Below are 18,478 nucleotides of genomic sequence, written 5' to 3'. Positions count from 1 at the left end.
TACTGATTATAACCTATTACCCTAACTATTTAAACCTTTGATGATGAAAAAAACAATTTTCTCTTTAATGCTAAGTCTAGCTACCATGACCCTCGTCGTGTCTTGTAGCGATGATGACAATCTACCAACAAATGACCCCACTTGTAGTGATGGGATAAAGAATGGGGATGAAACCGATATTGATTGTGGTGGTTCTTGTGAGCCCTGTAGCACAACCGGAACGTCCGAAGATTTGGAAGGAGATATTACCGAAGATACAGAATTGGACGCCGCTACCGCCTATAACCTTACAGGTGCTTACATAGTGAAGTCAGGAGCTACCTTAACGATTCCTGCCGGTACAACTATCAAAGCTGCAGGTGGTACTGCCGCTTTTATCGGTGTTGAAAGAGGCGCCAAAATAAACATTAACGGTACAGCTGCCGCCCCTGTAGTACTGACTTCAGGTGCCGCAAACCCTGCCCAAGGTGATTGGGGTGGTTTGGTTATTGCCGGTGACGCCCCTACCAATAAAGGTGTTGACGTTACTACAGAGGTAGGTGACCTTACTTACGGTGGCGCCAACGCTGCCGATAATTCAGGTAGTATTACTTACTTGAGGGTTGAGTACACTGGTGCGACTTTCTCTAACGACAAAGAGTTTAACGGGGTTTCTTTATTCGGTGTGGGTTCAGGCACTAAATTCGAGAACGTTCAGTCTTACATGGGCGGTGATGACGGTATCGAATTTTTCGGTGGAGCCGTTAACGGTGTAAACCTTGTTTCTATAGGAAGTGGTGACGATTCAATCGATTTTGCGGATGGATGGACAGGTAACGGTACAAACTGGTACATTGCCGAAGGTGCAAAAGCAGGTATTGAAGGTTCTAACAATGGTGACGATGGTAATGCCACTCCGGTTACCACTACTACCTTGAAAAACATAACTGTTGTAGGCCCTGTAAGTGAAGGTGCCCTTTTCTTCAAAGAAGGCGGTGGTAACTTTACCGTTGAGAACTTCTTTGTGAGCGGTGCCGATTTAGGTATCAACGTAAAGGATACCGATACCGAGGCCAATGCAAGGATCGATGGTGACGATCTGATGATCTCTAACATTCAATTCGCCGATACTCCCGCAGAATTCGCTGCTACAAATTATGCCGGCACCAATACCGACTTCTACGTAGAAGGTGTAGCTACAGGTGCGGGTAACGGTGCTGCCGCTCCTGACTGGGCCGCTGGTTGGACTACCGGCCTAAGCAATAGTGCAGCTGCCTCTCAATTAAACCTAGCCGGTGAAGTAACCGGTGATGTTGAGTTAGACGCCAACGTAGAGTATCTTTTGACAAGTGGATTTGTTGTTAAAGAAGGAGGTTCGCTTACGATTCCTGCCGGTACAACTATTACTGCAACTGGTGGTACGGCAGCTTTTATCGGTGTTGAAAGAGGTGCCAAAATAAACATTAACGGAACCGCTACCAATCCTGTTGTAATGACATCAGGTGCCGAGAACCCTGCCCAAGGTGACTGGGGTGGTTTGGTTATTGCCGGTGACGCCCCTACCAACAAAGGTGTTGACGTTACTACAGAGGTAGGTGACCTTACTTACGGTGGTGCCAATGCCGAAGACAACTCAGGTAGCATTACTTACTTGAGAGTTGAATATACCGGTGCTACTTTCTCTAACGACAAAGAGTTTAACGGGGTTTCCTTATTCGGTGTGGGTTCAGGTACTACTTTCGAAAACGTTGAGTCTTATAAGGGCGGTGACGACGGTATCGAATTTTTCGGTGGAGCCGTTGACGGTGTAAACCTTGTTTCTATAGGAAGTGGTGACGATTCAATCGATTTTGCGGATGGATGGACAGGTAACGGAACAAATTGGTACATTAAGGATGGTGCCAAAGCCGGTATTGAAGGTTCTAACAATGGTGACGATGGTAATGCCACTCCGGTTACCACTACTACCTTGAAAAACATAACTGTTGTAGGCCCCGTAAGCGAAGGAGCCCTTTTCTTTAAAGAAGGTGGCGGTAGCTTTACGATTGAGAACTTCTACACAGAGGGTGTTGATTTAGGTATCAACGTAAAAGATACCGATACCGAAGCCAACGCTAGGATTGATTCAGATGCGCTTTCAATTACGACTATTGAATTTGCCAGCCCTGCTGCCGAGTTCAGCGCTACGAATTATGCTGGTGCCAACACGGACTTCTATACAGAAGGAGATGCGACCGGTGCAGGCAACAAAGCGGGAGAGCCTGAATGGGCGGCCGGCTGGACCGTTGGTTTGTAATTCGATTTCCTTATTAAAAAAAGCAAGCACCTCGTTTTCACGGGGTGCTTTTCTTTTACAAAACCACACTAGCACATTTCTTCTAAAGAACAAATCGCTATAAATCTACCAATTCAACCAGGGGCAAAGAACACTCCGTTCTTCTTTCCCTTTTACCATTCATACATATATTCCTACAAAATATAAAATCAAACAACGATCAAACTAAAGATTTCGTATATTTGTGGTATACTATTTGCTCACATAATCATATGAAGCACTTTTACTTGGTAATTACTTTTTTATGCATCTCCTTTTCCTATGGCCAAGACACCAAAGGTAATGGTGATATTAAAGGGTTTAAACTTTACCCCAACCCCGTCACGAACGGTAAGGTATATATTAGCACCTCAGAAAGTACGCCCAAGCAGATTGCCATATATGATGTTTTAGGAACCCAGGTGCTACAAACACAGATTAGCGGTACCGAACTCAATCTTTCCGAGCTTGATGCCGGCGTATACGTCCTACGGGTTTACCAAAACAACAGAGTAGCGACAAGAAAACTGATAGTCAAGTAATTAATAGCGATTTCACCCCTGTTTTCTCCGTTTGAGCAACAAACTACCTTCTTTCGATAAACGGCCTAAAAATTGCGACGAACGGACCTCCCTTTACCGTTCACCATACAGTTCGTCTATTTTCACAACATTTTAGCCGACCTACAACCTTCATTAGCTACCTTTGAACCGTTGATCCCAAATCAATAATTATGCGTATAACCTACTTCATACTTATGTGTGTATTCACCCTTGGTGCGTCCGCCCAAGATGCTTTCGATTTTCAAAATCAGAAAAGCGAAGAAATCCCAGGCTTTAAAATATACCCCAATCCGGCCTTCACCGATGTTGTCAATGTCATAACCAGAGACAACCATTTAAAACAGGTAAGGGTCTACGACGTGTTCGGGGAAATTGTACTCTCTGAAAAAATATCAAGAAGCAACCTGAACATATCCGGCTTGGTTCCTGGCGTTTACGTTTTACAAGTAACCGAAAACAAAAAGACGAGCAACAGAAAGTTGGTGATAAAGTAATCCCAAAGAAAAAGCTCCCTTTCAGGAGCTCTTCAATCAAATTGAAAAAACAAATATTATGTTTTGCATTACCCTCAAACAAGGGATAATGTACAGCTTACAAGATTTCGACCACTTCTATATCGAATATCAAATCTTTACCGGCCAATGGATGGTTCCCATCCACTACAATAGTCTCTTCCTTTACATCGGTTACGACCAAATTGATCTCTTGCCCACTTTGCGTCTGAGAAACAAGTCCCATTCCCACTTTTGGCTCAATATCTTGAGGCAATTGACTTTTAGGCACTTCTTGTATCAACTCGGTTCTAGGCAAACCGTAAGCTTCCTCCTTAGGGATGTTAACGGTTTTCTTCTCATTGACCTTCATATCAATAAGTCCCTTTTCAAAACCTGGTATCAACTGGCCTTGACCTAGGGTAAACTCAATAGGCTCTCCCCTTTCCACAGAGCTGTCAAAAACTTCTCCAGTGGCCAACTTGCCCGTATAATGTACCTTTACTTTATCGTTCTCTTTAACTTGACTCATATTATCATTTTAAAAAAAAACAGCAAAATGCCATTTTTAACTATTTCGGTAAAGGTACAGGTATAAAAACGGCTACAAAATCTTTAACCCCAGCCCACTAGGTATTTAGAAAACATTAACACAATTCCCTGCATTCGTTAAAATAATTAACATTTAAAGAAATTGGTTTTAAGCGCCTAGCCTTTGTAAACAAAATTATCCACTTTTACCCATATCGTTTATTTTATACGGCAAAGGATATCGCTACTTTTGCCAAAGTATTTTCAATTATGGACGGTAAGCAAATCTTCAATATCAAATCACAAGGCGAATTTGATGTACAGGCCCTGAAAGTCTTTAGGCATCAATATGACCAAAATGAGGTGTATCGTGAATTTTGTTCGTATTTGGGAAAATCTACCAAGAACGTCAGGGATATAAGCGAAATTCCCTTCCTTCCCATTTCCTTCTTCAAATCGAAGGAGATTATTTCCGGAAAAAAACACCCGGAAGCCATTTTTACAAGTAGTGGCACCACCGGAAGCCAAACCAGCCAGCATTTCGTAAACCGGATTGCCCTTTACGAGCAGAGTTTTCGAAGAGCTTTTGACCTGTTTTACGGAAACGTAGAAGACTATTGCGTATTGGCCCTACTGCCTTCTTATCTTGAGCGTGAAGGATCCTCGCTCATCTACATGGTAGACGATATGATACAAAAGAGCAAACACCCTGACAGCGGCTTCTACCTTCATGACCTTGATGGCCTGCGGGAAAAATTGTTCGCCCTAGATGCCAGCGGCCAGAAAGTCCTATTGATAGGAGTGTCTTTTGCCCTTCTCGATATGACAGAGCGCCACTCGCTTCGGCTTAACCATACCATTGTTATGGAAACTGGAGGGATGAAAGGACGTAGAAAAGAATTGATCCGCGAAGAATTGCACCACATCCTAAAAAAAGGATTCGGTGTTCAGTCCATACATTCCGAATACGGAATGACCGAACTACTGTCACAGGGCTACTCTAAGGGAAACGGTATTTTCGAGACCCCACCTTGGATGAAAATACTAATACGCGATACCGAAGATCCATTGACCTATCAAGGGCATAAAAAAACGGGAGGCATAAACGTCATCGATTTGGCCAATATAGATTCTTGCGCCTTTATCGCAACACAAGACCTAGGAAAAACCTACGCAAACGGCAGCTTTGAGGTGCTCGGCCGGTTTGACCATTCCGATGTAAGGGGATGCAATCTAATGGTGCTTTAAAGCCCTAAAATCTTGGCATCTACAAAGAAAGTAGAATTCACGTCAATTTCATGATCCGTACTGATCAATTCATCCGTTACCGTTTTCAAACGAAGGTTGAACTTGTCTTTTTTAATGTATTCTTTCAAGTCTACATCAAGCACATCTACATCTAAAACAGCACCTACATTTTCATCGACAACCTCTTTTGAAGCTATTTTAATCTCATCTAGGCCCTCTGCGGAAATATAAACTACCAAGGACTCAAGAAAACTAAAATCACTATCGTCAGGCGAGGTGATCACCAACTGTAACTGGGTCAATTTAATTTCTTCGATAAGGTCTTTACGGGTATCGTTTACCTCAAACTGCGAATCTGAATTGGTTTCCATGTCCGGCGTGAACATGTCGAACGGAAGGTCCACACCCGTCGTAGAAGGGATGGTTACCTGACTTTTATATTCTAGATCGAACTTAGTGAGTTCATCTAACTTATCACAAGAAACGAGCGTTACAAAGACGGCGAGAACCAATATAAAAATACGCATCAAATAAGGGGTTTAAAAAACGTTACTGTTCGATAACGCATTTAAACCCCTTTTATTCTAATTATCTGACAATTAACATTGCCCGATCAGTTCACTACCAAAACAAAATAGTTCTTTTTGCCCCGTTGCAAGAGTACAAATTTACCATTGATCAGATCGTTTTCGGTAATCTGGTAATCGGCCTTTACTTTTTCCTTGTTTACGGAAATGGAATTCTGTTTCAGCTCCCTACGGGCTTCGCTGTTGGAAGCCAAGAATCCGGTCTTATCGGCCAATGCCCCGATCATATCCAATCCGGGAGTGAGCTCAGACTTCGAAATTTCAGCCTGTGGCACACCGTCAAAAACATCTAAAAAAGTCTTTTCGTCCAGGTTTTTAAGGTCTTCCGAAGTCGACTTTCCAAAAAGGATATTACTTGCTTTTTGGGCATTTCCCAAATCTTCCTGGGAATGCACCATCACGGTGATTTCATCGGCCAAGCGTTTCTGCAAGACCCTCATATGTGGGGCTTCCTGATGCTCCTGAATCAATGCTTCTATTTCGTCCTTACTAAGAAAAGTAAATATCTTGATGTATTTCTCGGTATCGACATCTGAAGTGTTCAACCAATATTGATAAAACTTATAGGGGGACGTCCGCTCCGCATCCAACCAAATATTACCGCCTTCGGTCTTACCGAACTTGGTTCCATCGGCCTTGGTAATCAACGGACAGGTCAAGGCATAGCCTTTTCCATTTCCTATTCTTCGAATCAGCTCAGTACCTGTGGTAATGTTCCCCCACTGATCGCTACCTCCCATTTGCAAGGTGCAATTATAGTTTTGATAGAGGTATAGAAAATCGTAGCCCTGTACCATTTGATAAGTGAACTCGGTAAAGGACATTCCTTCTTTAGATTCGGCCGAAAGTCGTTTTTTTACGGAATCTTTGGCCATCATATAGTTCACGGTAATGTGTTTTCCAACATCCCTGATAAAATCCAAAAAGGTAAAATCTTTCATCCAGTCGTAATTATTGACCAAAATGGCGGCATTCTCGGCATCGCCATCAAAATCTAAAAATCGCGACAACTGCCCTTTTATGGCTTCTTGATTATGTCGAAGGGTAGCCTCATCCAACAGATTACGCTCTGCCGATTTTCCGGAAGGATCACCGATCATACCCGTGGCACCGCCAATAAGGGCATAAGGCTTATGGCCGGCCAACTGAAAATGGCGGAGCATCATTACCCCTACCAAATGACCGATGTGCAAAGAATCTGCGGTCGGGTCTATACCCACATAGGCCGATTGCATTTCATTCATCAGGTGTTCTTCCGTTCCGGGCATCGCATCGTGCAACATGCCTCTCCATTTTAATTCTTCTACAAAGTTTGAAGTCATGTTCTTTCTGTTCTGAAAATTGAGCTACAAATATAAAAGTAAATCATCGGCCAACCCCCGAATAATAGCGGAAATTATTCCCGGCGATTTGCTAACTTTGAGGCATGGTATTGGTAACGGGCGGAACGGGGTTAGTAGGCTCACATCTTTTATTGAAATTGGTGCAGAACGGCAATTCCGTTCGGGCCATATATAGAAAGGGCAGTAATCTTGAGCGCGTGGCCAAGGTCTTTGCCTATTATACCGACGATGCCCAAGCCCTTTTCAATAAAATAGAATGGGTCGAGGCCGATATTACCGACATTCCCGCCCTTGAAAATGCCTTTGACCAGGTCAGCCATGTCTACCATACCGCTGCCCTTATTTCCTTCGATCCGAAAAAATTCGACATCCTCGAAAAAATAAACACCGAGGGCACGGCCAATGTGGTCAACCTCTGTATTGCCCACAAGATCAAAAAACTGTGCTACACCAGTACGATCGGGGCTATTGGCAAAAGCATGGGCAATGCCATGGCCAACGAAGACAACCCGTGGACCTCACGAGAGGCCAATGTATACGGACTCACAAAACAGGCTGCGGAAATGGAGGTCTGGCGCGGCTCACAAGAAGGATTATCGGTGGCAATGGTAAATCCGGGAGTAATTATAGGCCCGGGATTTTGGAACAGTGGCAGTGGCGACCTTTTTACCGTCGCCCAAAAAGGATATCGTTTTTACCCCCCTGGGGGTACAGGCTTTATAACCGTGTACGATGTGGTTAAAATGATGGTGGCGTTAATGGATTCCGAAATCAGCAATGAACGCTATATTGCCGTGGCCGAGAACCTGACGTTCAAAGAAATCCTTACAAAGATTACATCTGAATTGGGTATCAAGCCCCCCACTACCCAATTAAAATATTGGCAACTTGAAATAGGAAGATGGTTCGACTGGCTTAAAAACCTGTTCCTTCAAAATGGGCGCCGGATAACAAAAAACTCCATCCGCTCCTTAAAAAACCGGGAAATATACGACAACCAAAAAATCAAGACCGACCTTGGTTTTGAGTTCGAACCCATAGACGAAGCTATATCGTTTTGCTGTAAGCGGTTTACTGAAGAGTGTCTTTAGCCTTTTTGGCCTTTGCTTTTTCCCTTTCGAGTTTTTCCTTGGCTACCCGAATACTGTCGTTCAGTTTTTTCTGCTCTTCCAGCTCCTTGCTTTTTTTCTCAAGGTTGGTCTCTACCTTTTTATAGATTTCCTCGTATTCTACGGGAAGTGAAGCGTAGTAACGGTCGCTTTCCACGAATTGCAAACTGTCAATGTCGTATTTTTGAAAGATATAGTCCATCGGCTCAATGCCGTTTTCCCTAAGCACTTCCAAATTGGTCGTCTTGGCGGCATTGACAATAGCCAGGTCTTGGAGTATCTCAACCATTTTTTCTTGAGGAATGAGGTTCTCCGGCTTTTCTAAAAGTGTTTCGTTGCACGAGACCAAAACCAAAAACATCAAGGCTATTGCTAAAAATCTCATATTATCTATTGAAGGTTAGTCGCTTTGCCCTGCGTTCGGCAGAGAAATTTCCATTTTCATAGGCCAAATGACCGTTTACAAAGGTATGCGTAACGGTCGATTTAAACGTAGTACCTTCAAAAGGCGACCATTTACACTTGTAAGCGATGTTCTCCTTGGTCACTTGATAAGGCGCATTTAGATCTACCACTACCAAATCGGCAAAATACCCTTCCCTGATAAAACCTCGTTTCTCAATTTGAAAAAGTATGGCCGGGTTATGGCTCATTTTCTGTACTACCTTTTCCAGTGAAATCACCTTTTCCCTAACCTTTTCCAACAGGGCGGGAAGCGCATGTTGCACCAAAGGACCGCCCGAAGGGGCTTTGGTATACACATTATCTTTTTCGCCCAACAAATGAGGGGCATGGTCGGTAGCGATCACATCTATACGATCATCCAGCAAGGCCTTCCACAAGCGGTCTCTATCCTCTGCGGCCTTTACGGCCGGATTCCACTTGATCAAGGTGCCCTTGGTGTCATAATCCTCTTCGGAAAACCAAAGGTGGTGCACACATACTTCGGCCGTTATCTTTTTCTGCTCTAGCGGGATATCATTTCTAAAAAGATCCGTTTCCTTTCCGGTAGACAAATGAAATACATGCAGTCTTGCCCCCGTTTTCTCGGCCAGTGCTATGGCTTTCGAAGACGAGAGGTAGCAAGCCTCTACACTACGGATCTTAGGATGGTATTTTACGGGAATATCTTCTCCGTACTTCGCCTTATACTCGGCGAGGTTTCTTTTTATAGTCCCCTCATCTTCGCAATGGGCGGAAATCACCATTTCGGTGTTCTTAAAAATCTTCTCTATGACCTCTTCGTCATCGACCAACATATTACCTGTAGAAGACCCCAAAAAGAGTTTCACTCCCGAACAGGCATTTTTATCCAATCGCTTTAATTCTTCCAAGTTGTCATTGGTACCCCCAAAGAGAAAAGAATAATTGGCAAAGCTAGACCGGGCGCCCATTTCAAATTTCTCTTCGAGCTTTTCAATGGTCGTCGTCTGAGGTGTTGTATTGGGCTGTTCCATATAAGTGGTAATACCTCCGGCTATGGCCGCCCTACTTTCTGAGGCAATGTCGCCCTTATGGGTAAGGCCCGGCTCCCTAAAATGCACCTGGTCGTCGATTACTCCCGGTAAAAGGTACCTGCCCTGAACATCGATTACTTCGGCTGTATCATCTGAGATATTGACGGCTATCTTCTCTATCAAGTCGCCCTTTATCAAAAGGTCTCCTTCAAAAATCGAGTTTTCGTTTACGATTCTGGCATTCTTTATCAACACTTTTCCCATACTAAAACCTGGATTTTTGAAACATGCTCCGTATTTTCATCATGAAAACACCAAAGATGGCCTCTTTTATAATAGAGCCCGACATTTTTGATTTACCCCTGACCCTATCCCTAAAAATAATAGAGACCTCTTCTATCTTATAATTCTTTAAATAGGCCCTGAATTTCATTTCTATCTGAAAAGCATAACCTACAAAGCGAACGGAATCTAAATTGATATTTTCCAAGACATGACGCCTATAGACCACAAAACCTGCCGTAGGATCATGTATGCGCATTCCGGTAATCATCTTTACATAAAATGAAGCTCCATAGGACAGCAACACACGCTGAAGCGGCCAATCGACTACGTTCACTCCTTTTTTATACCGGGAACCTACCACCACATCGGCCCCATTGGCACAAGCCCTGTACAACCTTGGTAGGTCTTCGGGATTGTGTGAAAAATCGGCATCCATCTCAAAAATATAATCGTATTTTCTTTCAATGGCCCATTTGAACCCATGAATATAGGCCGTACCCAAACCCGATTTCTCTTTACGCACTTCTAGGAAGAGTTGTTCCGGAAATTCGTGCTGTAACTCCTCTACCTTTGCAGATGTCCCGTCGGGAGAGTTGTCATCAACTATCAAAACATGAAATTTCTTATTGAGAACAAAGACAGCCCGAATTATAGCTTCAATATTCTCTATCTCATTGTAGGTGGGGATTATAACTAGACTGTCTGACACGGATACGATTGAGTTTTGACAAAAATAGCATTTTAAAAGTCACCGAAAAATGACAACTATCGAATTGTGATATTTTTAAAGGTTGGCTATCTATCAGAATTCGTAATTTTGAGCGTTGTTAATTGTGACAGGCCAAGCCTAAACCCGAGATCCCGACCAAGAATGAAGACTAAACTACCCCGAATATTTTTAATCATACTAGGAATTGGTTTTCTGATCAACCTGCTTCAGTCGTATTTTACACCGCTCATTTTTGACGAGGCCTATTATTGGCATTTCGCAAAAAAGATGTCTTGGGGCTATTTTGACCACCCACCCCTAGTGGCCCTGCTCATTAAGATCAGTAGTTTTTTCTTTGATGGCGAGCTTGGGGTTCGTTTTATGAGTTGCGTACTGTCTACCGCCACATTACTGATTTTATGGAACACCATAGACCACCCGAAAAAAAACCAATACGTAGTGCATTACTTTGTACTTGTCTACTCGATGACGCTTTTGAACGCCTATGGTTTTTTTACACTGCCCGACACCCCATTGTTGTTCTTTACGGCACTCTTGCTCTACCTCTATAAAAAATTCCTGGAAAAGCCCGGGCTATTATGGGGCATTGCTATGGGTATTGCCATGGCCGGCTTGATGTACAGTAAATACCATGCCGCCTTGGTCATCATCTTTATTCTGTTGTCTAACCTGAAACTGGTCTTCAACAAATATGCGTGGCTCTCGGTCTTCATAGCCCTATTATGCTATACCCCCCATTTCATTTGGCTTTACGAAAATGAGTTCGTTACCATTAACTACCATCTTTTCGACCGTCCTAACGACCCTTATAATTTCAACAAATACACCCTCGGCTATTTTGTAAACTTACTGGCGCTCTTCGGCCTCACCTTTCCATGGGTGTATTGGGCCCTTTTTAAGACCAAGGCCAACGACAAATTTACAAGGGCCCTGTTGTTTCTCGTTTACGGGGTACTTATTTTCTTCTTTATCTCAAGCTTTAACCGAAGAATACAGACCCAATGGATCATTGTTGTATCCATTCCGCTTGTCATAATCGTATTCCGTTTTATGATGGAAAACGAGGTGGCGAAAAAATGGATCTACAGAATGGGGCTGACAAACATCGCCCTGATCTTATACCTTAGGGTAGGACTGGTATACGAACCCATGTCGCCCATTTATTATGAAACCCATGGGAACATAGCCTTGGCCGAAGACGTACGGGCAGCCGTAGGCGACATGCCCTTGGTCTTTGAAAACTCTTACAGAAAAGCCCCTATGTTCGCTTTTTATTCGGGCAATACTACCTATTCGCTCAACAACGAAAGTTATCGCCGAAACCAATATTCCATAGACGATTCCGAATCGAAGGTACAACACCAAAAAGTACTTTACCTTTCTGGTCGTGCCTCGAATGCCGACCTTACTTTCACAAAAAGTAATGGCAGTAAAATCTACGGTAAATACATCGACAACTTTGAATCGTTCAGGAAGCTAAAAACCTTGCTCGATGGTCCAATCGATTTCAACCTTGAAAAAGAACAGACCTTTCAACTGTACAATCCCTACGATTTTGATATCGACCTGGGCAAGCTCCGTTTTAATGTAGCGTATATGACCGATTTTAAGATTGTTATAGACCGCTTGCCTATTAGCCCAAAACTCAATGACCCCAACCTAACGAGTATCGGGGCAAAGGATACGATCACCTACACCTTTAAATTTCCAAAGCCGAAAAAATTAAAAGATCCAAAATACGTTAGAATAGGTATTATGGATAACGGAATGAATTACGGCATCAACGGAAAAAACACCAAAATCAAATAAATGGAACCGATACTACGCACCGCGGGAACAGCCGACTGGATTACGATAATACTTATCGGCAGTATCTTATTCTTAGTCTTGGCCAAGGGTTTGTTCTATAGTCGGTTCTTGAATTTTATTATACTGCCCTTCAACAACAAGTACATTTTCATGTACAGCAAAAAAGAAAAACTGATGAACTGGTTTCATATCTTTTTCACCATTTTTCAGGTCATCAACTTTGCCTTGTTCATTTTCTTGGCCAGACAGATTTTAAGGGAAGGCACCGACGACGTTTACCCATTTATGTATCCCATTATTTTAGCGTGTCTTTTAGGCTTTATTGTCGTAAAAATCATCTTACAGCTAGGAAACGGCTTCATTTTTGGCTCCATAAAGACCATAGGTGAACTTATTTTTAAAAAATTATCGTACCTAAATTATAGTGGTATTATCATGTTTTTGGCCAACGTTATATTGGCCTACGTTGCGCAGGGCTCGAAAATTGTGGTGTATGTCGCCATATTGTTGGTTCTCTTAATCAATGTAATCGGGTGGGTTACAGTATTAAGGAATCATCAAAAATTCATCACCAACTACTTTTTCTATTTTATTTTGTACCTTTGCGCTCTCGAAATTTCCCCATTTGTTATCATTGGCAGTTATCTTAAACAATAGGTTTATATGAAAGTAAAGACGATTTTGGTCTCGCAACCAGAACCGAAGATGGAAAACTCACCGTATTCGAAACTGATTGACAAGGAAAAAGTCAAAGTAGACTTTAGGCCTTTTATTCATGTTGAGGGTGTGGACGCTAAAGATGTGCGCCAGCAAAAAATAGATCTCAAAAACTATACGGCTATCATCTTGACCAGCCGCAACGCCGTTGACCATTTCTTCCGCATTGCCGAAGAAATGCGCTTTAAGGTACCCGACTCTATGAAGTATTTTTGCCAGTCGGAAGCCGTAGCGTACTATTTACAAAAATACGTAGTATACCGGAAGCGTAAAATCTACGTCGGCAAGCGCAATTTTGCCGATTTGGTTCCTTTGTTCAAAAAGTACAAGGGCGAAAAATTCCTTTTACCTTCCTCCGATGCCCTAAAACCCATCATTCCAGAAATTTTGGACGGATTGGACATTGAATGGAAGCGTGGTATTTTTTACAAGACCGTGATAAGCGACCTATCGGACCTTCGCGATGTATACTATGATATCTTGGTATTCTTTAGCCCATCGGGCATTGAATCCTTGCTACAGAATTTCCCCGATTTTGAGCAAAACGATACGCGCATTGCCGTATTCGGCAACTCGACCATAAATGCCGCTACCGAAGCCGGCCTACGTATAGACATCAAGGCTCCAACGCCTGAAACTCCGTCTATGACCATGGCCCTTCAAAAGTACATCACTACGGTAAACAAGAAATAAGATTTCTTGATTCAACGACACATAAAAACCCCCTGTTCGTGAACAGGGGGCTTTCTATATTTCCAGCCTTTTCGGTCAATATTTAAAACCCATAGCGCTGCGGTCCACCCCTTCGGATTTCCTCGCTGGCATAAGATTCAAACTTTTTAAAGTTTTCCCTAAAGGCATTCGTCAACTTAAAGGCCGTAGTATAATAAGCTTCGTCATCGTTCCATGTCGTACGCGGGCTCAACACACTGGTAGGCACTCCTGGGCATTCCCTAGGCTGTGCAACACCAAACACCGAATGGATATGGTAGTCATCATAGGTATACAGCCCCAAGTCACCATTGAGCACGGCATTGATCATTGCCCGGGTATACTTTAGCTTCATACGCGTACCTACTCCGTAAGGACCTCCTGTCCAACCCGTATTGACCAACCAAACGTTCACTCCGGCCTCTTTCATTTTCGCACTTAGCATTTCGGCGTATTTGGCCGGATGCAAGGGCATAAACGGCGCTCCGAAACAAGCTGAAAAAGAAGGAACAGGCTCGACTACCCCTGCTTCGGTGCCCGCAACCTTGGCCGTATAGCCCGAAATAAAATGATAGGCCGCTTGACTAGGGGTCAATTTCGATATGGGAGGCAATACGCCAAACGCATCGGCCGTAAGGAAGAATATATTCTTGGGATTCTTACCCATGGAAGGTCGTTGCACATTCTCAATATGGTAGATAGGATAGCTCACCCTTGTATTTTGTGTTATGGAAGTATCGGCAAAATCGACATTACCGGCCTCATCCATCACCACATTTTCGAGAATTGCACCTTTCTTTATGGCACCAAAGATTTCAGGCTCGTTCTCTTGCGAAAGGTTGATGACCTTGGCATAGCAACCGCCCTCAAAATTAAAAACGGCATTTTCATTGTTCCAACCGTGCTCATCGTCACCGATAAGTTTTCGTGACGCATCGGTAGACAAAGTTGTTTTTCCCGTACCAGAAAGCCCAAAGAATATAGCCGTATCGCCATCTTTGCCCACATTAGCGGAGCAGTGCATCGGCAAGGTTTTCTTCTCCACAGGAAGTATAAAGTTCAGCGCAGAGAAAATCCCTTTTTTTATTTCGCCGGTATAACCCGTACCCCCGATAAGCACAATTTTTCGGGTAAAGTTCAAAATCGCAAAATTGTGTTGTCGCGTTCCATCTATTTCGGCATCGGCCTTAAAGTCTGGGGCATTTATTACCGTCCACTCCGGGTCAAAATTTCGCAATTCCTCCTCCGTAGGCCTGATGAACATATTATAGGCAAATTGATTCGCCCAAGGGTGCTCATTGATAACCCTAATATCCATTCGATAATTGGGATCGGCACAGGCATAACAATCGCGCACGTACAACTCCCTTTCGTTCAGATAGGCAATTACCTTGTCATAAAGCGCATCGAACTTAGAGGGCTCAAAGGGAAGGTTGATATCTCCCCACCATACTTTTTTTTCGGTGATCTTATCTTTTACGATAAACCGATCCTTAGGTGACCTACCGGTAAACTCCCCGGTATTTACCGCCAAGGCCCCAGAAGAGGCCTCCTTTCCCATCTTCTTCTCAAGAGCAATGGCGTGCAGCTCGAAAGGAGACAGCTGATAATGCAGATTATCGTGCGTGATACCGTACGATTTTAAAGAAATAGATTTTCTCATTTTTTGTGAATTGTTAATTCAGAGTTCGTTTTAGGGTATAAAATTATCAAAATAATAACTTTATATACCTAAAAATGAGAATTTATTAGTTTAAATATTTATAAACCCGATATCCAAATAGGCCCCAACCTATAATAAGCAAGGTGCCGCCCAATGGGGTTACCAGACCGATTACCCGAAAATCAAAATCGGTCAGACTGTTCATCGCCAACAGGTAAATAGAGAAAGAAAAACAAAAAATTCCCGCTAACACAAAATAAAAAATCAACTTTTTACTAGCTTCGGGCAATGCTTTTATATTACCCAAAACCAACAAAAGCAAGGCATGGTACATTTGGTATCTTACCCCGGTCTCAAAAGTTTGAATCGCATCGGCATCCACTAATTTTTCCAAGCCATGAGCACCAAAAGCACCCAAAATGACAGCCATAGCCCCTAAGACGATTCCAGTTAGAAATATTGTTTTGTTCATAACTTATACGATGTATTTTTTTATAAATATAACAATCACTACCTTAGTCTCTCGTTACACCAATTAAAAGTACAAAACTAAATGTCGCGAAATATACTTGTTATCGGAGCAGGTAAATCTACCTCCTATCTTCTGGACTATTTTCTCGAAAAATCGAATGAAGAGCAACTTTACCTTACCATTGGCGACCTCAATCCAGAGTCCATTTCCAAAACCGTCAAAGACCATAAAAACTGTACGGTAATTCAACTCGACATACAGAACGAAGCCGCAAGAAAAAAAGCCATAGGCGAAAGCGACATTGTGGTCTCTATGCTTCCCGCATTCTTGCACAGTAAGGTTGCCGTTGATTGTTTGGCGCTGAACAAGCACTTGGTTACGGCTTCCTATGTAAGCGATAGCCTAAAGGACTTGGAGGCAGAGGTAAAGAAGAAGGGACTGGTATTTATGAACGAAATAGGCCTCGATCCCGGTATCGACCACATGAGCGCCATGCAGATTATTGACAGAATAAGGCACCAAGGTGGAAAAATATTGCTTTTTGAGTCGTTTTGTGGGGGATTGGTCGCCCCTGAAAGTGACGACAACCTATGGAATTACAAGTTCACCTGGAATCCACGAAACGTCGTCCTTGCAGGTCAAGGTGGCGCGGCAAAGTTTATTCAGGAAGGCACCTACAAATATCTTCCCTACCATAAACTGTTTCGTCGCACCGAATTTTTCGACATCGAAGGCTATGGCCGTTTTGAAGGCTACGCCAATCGCAACTCCTTAAATTACAGGGAAGCCTATGGTCTTCAAGATGTACTCACCCTCTATCGGGGTACGATGCGCCGAGTGGGATTTTCAAAAGCCTGGAACATGTTCGTGCAACTGGGCATGACCGACGATAGTTATACCATTGAGAACTCCGAAAACATGTCTTACCGCGAGTTTACCAACCTATTTCTACCGTATTCCCCAACAGATTCTGTAGAACTAAAACTTAGGCACTACCTTAAAATCGATCAAGACGACATTATGTGGGAAAAGCTCTTGGAGCTCGACCTTTTAAACGACCAAAAATCCATTCCTTTAAAACATGCCAGTCCGGCCCAAATTCTTCAATACATACTAGAAAAAAGCTGGAACCTCAACGACGATGATAAGGACATGATCGTTATGTACCACAAAATAGGTTACGAACTACAAGGCCACAAATACCAAATCGATGCCAATATGGTCGTCATTGGTGAGAACCGCACCCATACGGCCATGGCCAAGACGGTAGGACTACCCGTAGCCATTGCCACCTTGGCCATCCTGAATAAAAAGATAAGTAGCCCCGGCGTGCAAATACCCATCAAAAAAGAAGTATACGAACCCATACTAGAAGAACTCAAATCGTATGGGATCTATTTTAAGGAATACAAAGTGCCATACCTAGGCTATAATCCTGATTCCGTGTCCAATGAAGATTAGACACCCTCATTTAGACTCCATCTAAAACGGCATTTTCTATCAGTATAAAATTAAAACAATAATAGCTACTTTTACCATCAAATTGAAACTCTACCCATGAAACCAAGTAACGATAAAGTAAAAATTGACGGTATCGACAAAAAGATTCTAAGGTACTTGATGGAAGATGCGAGAAAGCCCATTCTGGAGATTGCCCGAAACATTGGCATATCTGGGGCGGCGATTCACCAACGCCTTCGAAAATTAGAGTCATCGGGATTACTGGCCGGTTCAAAATTTATAATCAACCCCAAGGTCATGGGCTACACCACCATGGCCTATATTGGTATATATCTCGACAAGGCCATGAGCAACCCTGTTGCGGTAAAACAACTCGAAAAGATTCCCGAAGTACTCGAATGCCACTACACCACGGGTAACTGGTCTATTCTTATAAAAGTGCTCTGTAAAGATAACGAACACCTGATGCACGTACTGAACAAGGAAATTCAACAAATAGAAGGGGTATCGCGTACCGAAACCTTTATTTCCTTGGCCCAGCAAATTGATCGACAAATTCAGATCTAATATTTGTATTAAATCTAAATAAGGATTATTTTTGTCTTCAATGGAACGCATTCATTCATCACAATACTATACATTTTTCCAATCGGACAAGGAGAGATGCTTTTATATAGACCTCGGTCAGAAGTTGGTGCGTTTATCGTTTTGCCAGCTCTTATCGCTACGTCAAAAAGTGTGGGGAATCACCATTGAACATCACTTTGACGAAGAGGTCAACCCCCATGGACTAGAGATTCTGACCCTTTGCAACAGAGAACACCTTTTCGTGTTGAACACCTTGGAAATTCTCGACCTTAAGGCCTTACTTAGCGATGTCTTTTTTGTACTCGGTATTGCCGCCCAAACACCTTCCCTTACCTCTAAAATTTAAACCTTTCTATTTTTAACCAGTCTAAAACCAGTTATAAATTGGTTAACCCACTAGCACTGTACATACTTTTGTGA

At 42.9% G+C, this 18,478-nt stretch carries 19 protein-coding genes; 11 read left to right on the top strand and 8 right to left on the bottom strand.

Features of this window, described 5'->3' with window-relative positions; all coding sequences use genetic code 11:
• Positions 1-43 precede the first annotated feature (43 nt).
• The 3 genes from BW980_RS22485 to BW980_RS03265 all read left to right on the top strand — a co-directional run bounded on the left by BW980_RS22485 (position 44) and on the right by BW980_RS03265 (position 3,350).
• Positions 44-2,275, top strand: coding sequence for a hypothetical protein (locus tag BW980_RS22485; protein WP_175609840.1), 2,232 nt, complete (start codon positions 44-46; stop codon positions 2,273-2,275).
• Positions 2,276-2,526: 251 nt separating this feature from the next.
• Positions 2,527-2,835: a T9SS type A sorting domain-containing protein gene (locus BW980_RS03270; RefSeq protein ID WP_076453493.1), complete on the top strand. Its 309-nt coding sequence runs from the start codon at positions 2,527-2,529 to the stop codon at positions 2,833-2,835.
• A gap of 191 nt (positions 2,836-3,026) precedes the next feature.
• Positions 3,027-3,350 (top strand): T9SS type A sorting domain-containing protein, encoded by a 324-nt coding sequence (locus BW980_RS03265; protein WP_013992664.1) that lies wholly within the window; start codon positions 3,027-3,029, stop codon positions 3,348-3,350.
• 97 nt (positions 3,351-3,447) lie between these two features.
• Here the strand turns inward: BW980_RS03265 and BW980_RS03260 are convergent, their stop codons facing one another.
• Entirely contained in the window at positions 3,448-3,879 is a 432-nt protein-coding gene (locus BW980_RS03260; RefSeq protein WP_076453492.1) for an FKBP-type peptidyl-prolyl cis-trans isomerase, read from the bottom strand.
• 269 nt (positions 3,880-4,148) lie between these two features.
• On the opposite strand from BW980_RS03260, the gene BW980_RS03255 reads away from it, so the two are divergent.
• A complete protein-coding gene (locus tag BW980_RS03255; protein WP_076453491.1) occupies positions 4,149-5,126 on the top strand; it encodes a LuxE/PaaK family acyltransferase in 978 nt (325 codons plus the stop codon).
• On the opposite strand, the gene BW980_RS03250 is transcribed toward BW980_RS03255, so the two are convergent.
• Both BW980_RS03250 and tyrS read right to left on the bottom strand, forming a co-directional pair.
• Complete coding sequence (locus BW980_RS03250) at positions 5,123-5,653, bottom strand: hypothetical protein (RefSeq protein ID WP_076453490.1); 531 nt, start codon at positions 5,651-5,653, stop codon at positions 5,123-5,125. The genes BW980_RS03255 and BW980_RS03250 overlap by 4 nt on opposite strands.
• Positions 5,654-5,739: 86 nt before the next feature.
• On the bottom strand, positions 5,740-7,035 hold the full coding sequence (tyrS, locus tag BW980_RS03245; RefSeq protein ID WP_076453489.1) for a tyrosine--tRNA ligase: 1,296 nt from the start codon (positions 7,033-7,035) through the stop codon (positions 5,740-5,742).
• A 104-nt stretch (positions 7,036-7,139) separates the two neighbouring features.
• On the opposite strand from tyrS, the gene BW980_RS03240 reads away from it, so the two are divergent.
• On the top strand, positions 7,140-8,147 hold the full coding sequence (locus tag BW980_RS03240; RefSeq protein WP_076453488.1) for an NAD-dependent epimerase/dehydratase family protein: 1,008 nt from the start codon (positions 7,140-7,142) through the stop codon (positions 8,145-8,147).
• Here the strand turns inward: BW980_RS03240 and BW980_RS03235 are convergent.
• The 3 genes from BW980_RS03235 to BW980_RS03225 are packed head-to-tail and all read right to left on the bottom strand — an operon-like array spanning position 8,128 to position 10,616.
• Complete coding sequence (locus tag BW980_RS03235; RefSeq protein WP_076453487.1) at positions 8,128-8,550, bottom strand: DUF4296 domain-containing protein; 423 nt, start codon at positions 8,548-8,550, stop codon at positions 8,128-8,130. The genes BW980_RS03240 and BW980_RS03235 overlap by 20 nt on opposite strands.
• Position 8,551: 1 nt before the next feature.
• Complete coding sequence (locus BW980_RS03230) at positions 8,552-9,886, bottom strand: dihydroorotase (protein WP_076453486.1); 1,335 nt, start codon at positions 9,884-9,886, stop codon at positions 8,552-8,554.
• A 1-nt stretch (position 9,887) separates the two neighbouring features.
• On the bottom strand, positions 9,888-10,616 hold the full coding sequence (locus tag BW980_RS03225) for a polyprenol monophosphomannose synthase (protein WP_076453485.1): 729 nt from the start codon (positions 10,614-10,616) through the stop codon (positions 9,888-9,890).
• 162 nt (positions 10,617-10,778) lie between these two features.
• On the opposite strand from BW980_RS03225, the gene BW980_RS03220 reads away from it, so the two are divergent.
• From BW980_RS03220 to BW980_RS03210, 3 genes are read left to right on the top strand one after another with little or no spacing between them, the layout of a single operon-like run.
• Positions 10,779-12,446, top strand: a complete 1,668-nt coding sequence (locus BW980_RS03220) for an ArnT family glycosyltransferase (RefSeq protein WP_076453484.1) — start codon at positions 10,779-10,781, stop codon at positions 12,444-12,446.
• Positions 12,447-13,103, top strand: coding sequence for a DUF4271 domain-containing protein (locus BW980_RS03215; RefSeq protein WP_076453483.1), 657 nt, complete (start codon positions 12,447-12,449; stop codon positions 13,101-13,103).
• A gap of 6 nt (positions 13,104-13,109) precedes the next feature.
• Positions 13,110-13,856 carry a uroporphyrinogen-III synthase gene (locus BW980_RS03210; protein ID WP_076453482.1) on the top strand — a complete coding sequence of 249 codons (747 nt, stop codon included), beginning with the start codon at positions 13,110-13,112 and terminating at the stop codon, positions 13,854-13,856.
• A gap of 82 nt (positions 13,857-13,938) precedes the next feature.
• Here BW980_RS03210 and pckA read toward each other — a convergent pair whose 3' ends face one another.
• Positions 13,939-15,537, bottom strand: a complete 1,599-nt coding sequence (gene pckA / locus BW980_RS03205; protein WP_076453481.1) for a phosphoenolpyruvate carboxykinase (ATP) — start codon at positions 15,535-15,537, stop codon at positions 13,939-13,941.
• An 85-nt stretch (positions 15,538-15,622) separates the two neighbouring features.
• On the bottom strand, positions 15,623-16,009 hold the full coding sequence (locus BW980_RS03200; RefSeq protein WP_076453480.1) for a DUF423 domain-containing protein: 387 nt from the start codon (positions 16,007-16,009) through the stop codon (positions 15,623-15,625).
• Positions 16,010-16,090: 81 nt separating this feature from the next.
• Here BW980_RS03200 and BW980_RS03195 point away from each other — a divergent pair, with 81 nt between their 5' ends.
• The 3 genes from BW980_RS03195 to BW980_RS03185 all read left to right on the top strand — a co-directional run bounded on the left by BW980_RS03195 (position 16,091) and on the right by BW980_RS03185 (position 18,404).
• A complete protein-coding gene (locus tag BW980_RS03195; RefSeq protein WP_076453479.1) occupies positions 16,091-17,470 on the top strand; it encodes a saccharopine dehydrogenase family protein in 1,380 nt (459 codons plus the stop codon).
• A gap of 96 nt (positions 17,471-17,566) precedes the next feature.
• Complete coding sequence (locus BW980_RS03190) at positions 17,567-18,037, top strand: Lrp/AsnC ligand binding domain-containing protein (RefSeq protein ID WP_076453478.1); 471 nt, start codon at positions 17,567-17,569, stop codon at positions 18,035-18,037.
• A 40-nt stretch (positions 18,038-18,077) separates the two neighbouring features.
• Entirely contained in the window at positions 18,078-18,404 is a 327-nt protein-coding gene (locus BW980_RS03185; protein ID WP_076453477.1) for a hypothetical protein, read from the top strand.
• Positions 18,405-18,478: the final 74 nt, after the last annotated feature.

Origin of the sequence: Zobellia uliginosa (genome assembly GCF_900156625.1) — a bacterium.
GTDB lineage: Bacteria > Bacteroidota > Bacteroidia > Flavobacteriales > Flavobacteriaceae > Zobellia > Zobellia uliginosa.
The sequence above is the reverse complement of the archived record's forward strand: the minus strand, read 5'-3'. Positions and strand labels throughout refer to the sequence as shown.